The sequence below is a fragment of the Kitasatospora sp. NPDC088742 genome, from assembly GCF_055584905.1.
Genome location: NZ_JBVJLD010000014.1, coordinates 73077 through 79414, shown reverse-complemented (window position 1 = coordinate 79414; position 6338 = coordinate 73077). Strand labels below are relative to the sequence as shown.

Annotated in this window: 7 protein-coding genes; 4 read left to right on the top strand and 3 right to left on the bottom strand. The window is 72.6% G+C overall.

Translation table 11 applies throughout. From position 1 onward, the window contains the following. Positions 1-1104 (bottom strand): adenylate/guanylate cyclase domain-containing protein, encoded by a 1104-nt coding sequence (locus ACZ6ZR_RS14145; protein WP_465642357.1) that lies wholly within the window; start codon positions 1102-1104, stop codon positions 1-3. Between the two features lie 191 nt (positions 1105-1295). Further along, positions 1296-2153 carry a biotin--[acetyl-CoA-carboxylase] ligase gene (locus tag ACZ6ZR_RS14140; protein ID WP_465642415.1) on the bottom strand — a complete coding sequence of 286 codons (858 nt, stop codon included), beginning with the start codon at positions 2151-2153 and terminating at the stop codon, positions 1296-1298. Positions 2154-2553: 400 nt separating this feature from the next. Between ACZ6ZR_RS14140 and ACZ6ZR_RS14135 the strand changes: the two genes are divergently transcribed. From ACZ6ZR_RS14135 to ACZ6ZR_RS14120, 4 genes are all read left to right on the top strand, one after another. Next, positions 2554-4146, top strand: a complete 1593-nt coding sequence (locus tag ACZ6ZR_RS14135) for an acyl-CoA carboxylase subunit beta (protein ID WP_465642356.1) — start codon at positions 2554-2556, stop codon at positions 4144-4146. Between the two features lie 32 nt (positions 4147-4178). Then, positions 4179-4400 carry an acyl-CoA carboxylase subunit epsilon gene (locus ACZ6ZR_RS14130; protein ID WP_465642355.1) on the top strand — a complete coding sequence of 74 codons (222 nt, stop codon included), beginning with the start codon at positions 4179-4181 and terminating at the stop codon, positions 4398-4400. A 53-nt stretch (positions 4401-4453) separates the two neighbouring features. Further along, entirely contained in the window at positions 4454-4579 is a 126-nt protein-coding gene (gene mmpB / locus ACZ6ZR_RS14125; RefSeq protein ID WP_465642354.1) for a morphogenic membrane protein MmpB, read from the top strand. 186 nt (positions 4580-4765) lie between these two features. Then, positions 4766-5365 (top strand): Maf family protein, encoded by a 600-nt coding sequence (locus ACZ6ZR_RS14120; protein WP_465642353.1) that lies wholly within the window; start codon positions 4766-4768, stop codon positions 5363-5365. Between the two features lie 7 nt (positions 5366-5372). On the opposite strand, the gene ACZ6ZR_RS14115 is transcribed toward ACZ6ZR_RS14120, so the two are convergent. Next, a complete protein-coding gene (locus ACZ6ZR_RS14115) occupies positions 5373-6107 on the bottom strand; it encodes an alpha/beta hydrolase (protein WP_465642352.1) in 735 nt (244 codons plus the stop codon). Positions 6108-6338 lie beyond the last annotated feature (231 nt).

The window sequence follows — 6338 nt, the reverse complement described above, 5'->3', positions numbered from 1 at the left end:
CTAGCCGAGCTGCGGGAGTCTCCCCAGGCGGGTGAGGAGCCACGGTTCGACCAGGCCGAGGCCCCGGACGGGGCGGCGCCACATGGGTTGGAGGTGGAAGCGGTGCGGGCCGGTGACCGGCTGCTCCTCCAGGGGGGAGGGGGCCGCAGCGCCGGATTTCTCCAGGGCGGTGGCGAACTCGCCGTCCAGCAGGACGGCGTCCTTGGGGGCGATCGAGGTGAGGCGGCTGGCGAGGTTGACGGTCGTTCCGAAGACGTCGCCCATCCGGGAGGTGACGGTGCCGAAGGCCATGCCGACCCGCAGGGCCGGGATGTTCTCCGCGTCGGCCAGGGCCTCGACCAGGCTGAGGGCGATCTCCGCGGCGGTGGCCGGGTCCTCGGAGACGAAGAGGATCTCGTCGCCCAGGGTCTTGACCACCCGGCCGCCGTGACCGGCGATCAGATCGGAGCAGGTGTTCTCGAAGCTCTCGACGAGCTCGCCGAGCTCCTCCTCCTCCAGCCGCCGGGAGAGCCGGGTGAAGCCGACCAGGTCGGCGAAGCCGACCGCCAGGCGGCCGCTGGTGATCTCGGTGTCCTCGGCGGCCTGCACCACCCGGCCGGTGACGGCGGCCAGCTGACGGCGCCACACGTAGACCAGGAACTGCTCCAGTTCGGGCAGCAGCAGCTCGACCAGCGGGTAGGCGACCTCGGCCCGGGTGAGGCCGGGCTCGACCGCCTGGGTGAGGTTCTCCAGGAAGGTGTCCATCTGCCAGCCGGCCAGCCGGGCGGTGGTCTGGCCGGTGGAGCGGGCCACCTGGATCGCCATCGACTCGCTGAGCAGTCCGGACTCGACCAGACCGGCGAGGCGCCGCAGCGCGATCACGTCCCCGTCGGTGAGGGCCCGGGACTGCCCGATGTCGGGGAAGCCCATCGCCCGCCAGAAGCGGGTGGCCAGCTCCATCGGCACGTCGGCTGCGCGGGCGGCCTGGTACGGCGTGTACCTGCGCGGTGCGTCGAGGATCAGCCGCTCCAGGTCCAGCGCGACGGTCTGCCCGTCGTCGCCCGCCTGCCCGCCGTCTGCGTCTGCCACCGGTCCGTCCCCGTGCGGGTGCCGCACTTGCCTCATGTCCTGCCTGTCCAGGGGCGACCGACCACCACGCGGGTAGTGGTGCGCCTCACACCGCCGCCAGGGGGAATCGTCGCACGGAATTTCCCGATCCGGGGCATCCGCCCGAAGCCGACCACTGGACGGACGCCCGGCGGTCCACCGCTCGGACGGCTCCGCGACGGTGACCTGGGGGTTCGTCAGGACTTCGGTCAGGACTCCTGCGGCCGGACGTGCACGACGTCCCCTGCGGCCACCGGGTGACGGCTGCCGTCGGGGGTGCGGACCACCAGCCGGCCGTCCCCGTCCACCGCCACGGCCTCGCCCAACAGCTCGCGGCCGCCCGGGAGTTGGACCTTCACCCGGCGGCCGAGGGTGGTGCAGCGGGCGGCGTAGGCGGGCAGCAGGCCGCTGGCGTGCGGGTCACCGGCCGTCTGCACCCACTCGCCGTAGAGCTCGGCGAACTCGCGCAGCAGGGCGCGCAGCAGGGTCTCCCGGTCGGTCACCGCGCCGGCCAGGACCAGCGAGGTGGCGGTCGGGACGGGCAGCTCGTCCTGCCGGAGCGAGACGTTGAGGCCGAGGCCGGCCACCACCGCCCCGTCGGCCAGCTCGGTCAGGATGCCTCCGAGCTTGCGCTCCTCGCCGCCGACCACGGTCTGCAGGTCGTTGGGCCACTTCAGCCCGGCCTCCACGCCGGCCACCCGGTTCAGCGCGCCGGCTGCCGCCACGCCGACCAGGATCGGCAGCCAGCCGTACCGCTCCACCGGCACGTCCCTCGGCCGCAGCAGCACGGAGAGGAAGAGGCCGGAGCGGGCCGGAGCGGACCACTGGCGCTCCAGCCGGCCGCGCCCGGCGGTCTGCTCCTCGGCCACCAGGACCGCGCCCTCGGGCGCGCCCTCCTTGGCCCGGGCCGCCAGGTCGGTGTTGGTGGAGCCGGTCTCCGCGACCACGTCCAGCGCGGTCCACAGCCCGCCGGGGACCAGCAGGTCCCGCCGCAGCCCCGCCTGGTCCAGCGGCGGCCGCTCCAGGTCGGTCCAGGGCGACGGCCCGTCATGGCCGAAGCCACGCAGTCCACTGCGGCGGGGGCGGGGCTGGTCGCTGGGGTGCTCGTCGGCGCTCTCGGTCACCGGGCCAGCGTACCGATCCGACGGGTCGTCAGCCCGGCTCCGCGACGGCGACGGCGCGCGGCGTCCCCGTGGGCACGCGGCGTCCGGCGGGACAATGGGCAGGTGGTGCGACGGCGGCGGTCAGGAGGGGGACCGCGCTGCTCAGGCCCGTGCGAGGTTCCCCCGGGAATGGTCGTAAGCCGCCACATCGTCCCGCAGAAACACGCCGAATGACACTGTGTTGCTGGCCATAACCGGAAGGGCCCCGGGCTGGCTACGCTACCCAGCGGTAGTTCGCTGTGCCGCCCCCTGCCCTCGTGCGCGACGCACCGGGAGCGGCCGAGGATCAGGGAGAGCCGACCGGATGACCGAGGCGCCGTACGACCCGCACACCACCGCCGGAAAGCTGGCCGACCTGCGCCGCAGGATCGACGAGGCCGTGCACTCCGGTTCGGCCGCGGCGGTCGAGAAGCAGCATGCCAAGGGCAAGCTGACGGCCCGTGAGCGGGTGCAGGAGCTGCTGGACGAGGACTCGTTCGTGGAGTTCGACGAGTTCGCGCGGCACCGCTCCACCAACTTCGGGCAGGAGAAGAACCGCCCCTACGGCGACGGCGTGGTGACCGGCTACGGCACCGTGGACGGCCGGCAGGTCGCGGTCTTCGCGCAGGACTTCACCGTCTTCGGCGGCTCGCTGGGCGAGGTCTTCGGCGAGAAGATCGTCAAGGTGATGGACTTCGCCCTGAAGACCGGCTGCCCGGTCATCGGCATCAACGACTCCGGCGGCGCCCGGATCCAGGAGGGCGTGGTCTCGCTCGGCCTGTACGGCGAGATCTTCCGCCGCAACGTGCACGCCTCCGGCGTGATCCCGCAGATCTCGCTGATCATGGGCCCCTGCGCGGGCGGCGCGGTCTACTCCCCCGCGATCACCGACTTCGTGGTGATGGCCGACCAGACCTCGCACATGTTCATCACCGGCCCCGACGTGATCAAGACCGTCACCGGCGAGGACGTCGGCATGGAGGAGCTGGGCGGCGCGCGCACCCACAACACCAAGTCGGGCAACGCGCACCACCTCGCGGCGGACGAGAAGGAGGCGGTGGAGTACGTCAAGAACCTGCTCTCCTACCTGCCGTCGAACAACCTCTCCGAGCCGCCGGTCTTCGCCGAGCAGGCCGACCTCTCGATCACCGACGAGGACCTGGAGCTCGACACCCTGGTGCCGGACTCGGCCAACCAGCCGTACGACATGCACAAGGTGATCGAGCACGTCCTGGACGACGGCGAGTTCCTGGAGACCCAGGCCCTCTACGCCGGCAACGTCATCACCGGCTTCGGCCGGGTCGAGGGCCACCCGGTCGGCGTGGTCGGCAACCAGCCGATGGACCTGGCCGGCTGCCTGGACATCAACGCCAGCGAGAAGGCCGCCCGGTTCATCCGGACGTGCGACTCCTTCAACATCCCGGTCCTCACCTTCGTCGACGTGCCCGGCTTCCTGCCCGGCACCGAGCAGGAGTGGGACGGCATCATCCGCCGCGGCGCCAAGCTGATCTACGCCTACGCCGAGGCGACGGTGCCGCTGATCACCGTGATCACCCGCAAGGCCTTCGGCGGCGCGTACGACGTGATGGGCTCCAAGCACCTCGGCGCCGACCTCAACCTGGCCTGGCCGACCGCCCAGATCGCCGTGATGGGCGCCCAGGGCGCGGCCAACATCGTCTACCGGCGCGAGCTCCAGGCCGCCGCCGCGGCCGGCGAGGACGTCGACGCGCGACGGGCGGAGCTGGTCGCCGAGTACGAGGACACCCTGCTCAACCCGTACCTGGCCGCCGAGCGCGGGTACGTGGACGCGGTCATCGCCCCCAGCGAGACCCGCCGCCACATCGTGCGGGGCCTGCGGGCGCTGCGCGGCAAGCGGGAAGTGCTGCCGCCCAAGAAGCACGGCAACATCCCGCTGTAGTCGCGACGCCCGTAGGGGAGGAGGATCTGTATATGAGTCCCATTCAGGTACTGCACGGGCAGCCGACCCCCGAGGAGCTGGCCACCGTCCTGGCGGTGGTCTCAGCCCGGGCCGCCGCCGCCGCTGCCGCCGAAGAGGCGGCCCGGCGGGCGGGCGTCGGCCCGGCCACCGCGTGGAACGACCGGGCCCGGCGGATGCGGCAGGCGCCCGCGCCGGGGCCGCACGCCTGGCGAACCTCCGGGTGGGCCGGGTGAGTTGAGTATCCGTACTCAGGCATTCCGGGCAGTTCGGGGCGCAGGCTGGTGAGGTGCTCTGGTCGGACCCGCGGGATGAGGAATCGGACGAGGCGCGGCGGGCACAACGGATGCTCCGCCGCGCCGGTCCGGTGCTGGCGGCACTCCTCTTCGTGATGGCCGTGCTCCTCGTCCTGTGAGGCACAGGCATGCGCCCCGCAGGGGCGCGAGGAACTGCGCGCGGGGGAACGGCAACACGTGCAACTGGCTCGCCTGCCCCGATCCAACGCTGGGCCGCCTTCCGTTTCGCGCCCCGCGGCGGAGCCGCAAGTCAGCAGAGCCTCGCGCCCCCGGGTGGCGCAGCCGCGTCGCCTAGGCTGGGCCGCATGAGTCAGCGTGTGGTGGTGTTGGCGTCGCAGTCGCCGGCGCGGTTGGGGTTGTTGCGGCAGGCGGGGTTGGCGCCGGAGGTCGTGGTCAGCGGGGTGGACGAGGACGCGCTGAGTGCGGCCACGCCCGGGGAGCTGGCGTTGGTGCTGGCGGAGGCCAAGGCGCGGAAGGTGGCCGGGGAGCTCACGGACGGTCAGTTGGTGATCGGGTGCGACTCGGTGCTGGAGCTGGACGGGCAGGCGCTCGGGAAGCCGGACGACGCCGCCGACGCGCTGGCGCGCTGGCAGGCGATGCGGGGCCGCGAGGGCGTGCTCCGTACCGGCCACTGCGTGATCGACACCGCCACCGGCAAGGAGTCCTCCGCGACCGCCTCGACCACCGTCCGGTTCGGGAACCCGGACGACGCCGAGCTGGCCGCGTACATCGCTACGGGTGAACCGCTGTACGTGGCGGGGGCGTTCACCCTGGACGGCCGCTCGGCGCCGTTCATCGACGGCATCGACGGGGATCCGGGCAACGTGATCGGCCTGTCGCTCCCGCTGCTGCGCAGGCTGCTGGCCGACCTCGGCATCCGGATCACCGACCTCTGGTCCGTCTGACCGTCCTTCAGGCCGCCGGGGCGTTCTTCGCCAGGAAGGCGAGCAGGTCGGCCTTGGCGGTGCCCTGCTCCAGCAGCCGGGCGCCGTGGCTGGTCCCCTGGTAGACCTTCAGCTCCTTGACCGGGGCGGCGGTGGCCGCGGCGGCCAGTTCGGCGGCGTTCCCGGCGAACGGCTGGTCGCCCTCCTGGGCGGCGATGAACAGCGGGACGGCGAGCTTGCCGATGGCCGTCTTGCCGTCCCAACTGCCGTGGTAGAGCGGCGAGCTGAGGGTCACCACGGCGGCCACCGGGAGCGTGCCGGGGGTGACCGCGGCGGCCAGCGAGGCGGTGCCGCCCTTGGAGGCGCCGATCAGCACCACCCGCTGGATGCCCTTGCCCTTGAGGTAGCCGCCGGCGGCCTCGATGTCCTGGGCGACGTCCCCCGCTGAGGTGAAGGCGAGGCTGGCGTAGCCGGCCTTGGCGAAGTCCTCCACGAAGGGCACCCAGTCGCAGAGCGAGGACCCGTTCTCGTGCGAGAGGACCACCGCCACCTTGGCGTGGCCCGCGTCGGAGTCCTGGTAGTAGGCGTCCCGCTTCGCGGTGGAGTCGAGGGCGAAGGAGCCTTTGTCGGCGCGCTCCCGCGCCAGGCAGCCGTAGTCGGAGGCCTTGGGCGCCGGAGCGGCGGCGGTGCCGCCGGTGGAGCCGCAGCCGGTCAGCAGCAAGGTGGTGCAGGCGAGCGCGGGCAGGGCGGTGCGGAGCTTCATCTCTTCGACTTCCCCCGTCGAGGTGACCACGGGCGCCGTGCGGCGTCCGTCGGCGGACACGCTAGGGAGCGGGCCGAAAAGCCGTCAATGGTCCAGACCATTACAGTTCGGCACCCGAAACCGGACTGTGCCCCTCCGATTCTGCCCTGCTGATCCGGACAGATCCGGGCCCGCACATCTGTCACTGCGGGCCAAGCCGCCGCCCGCACCCGGCCGCTAGGCTGGCGCGGT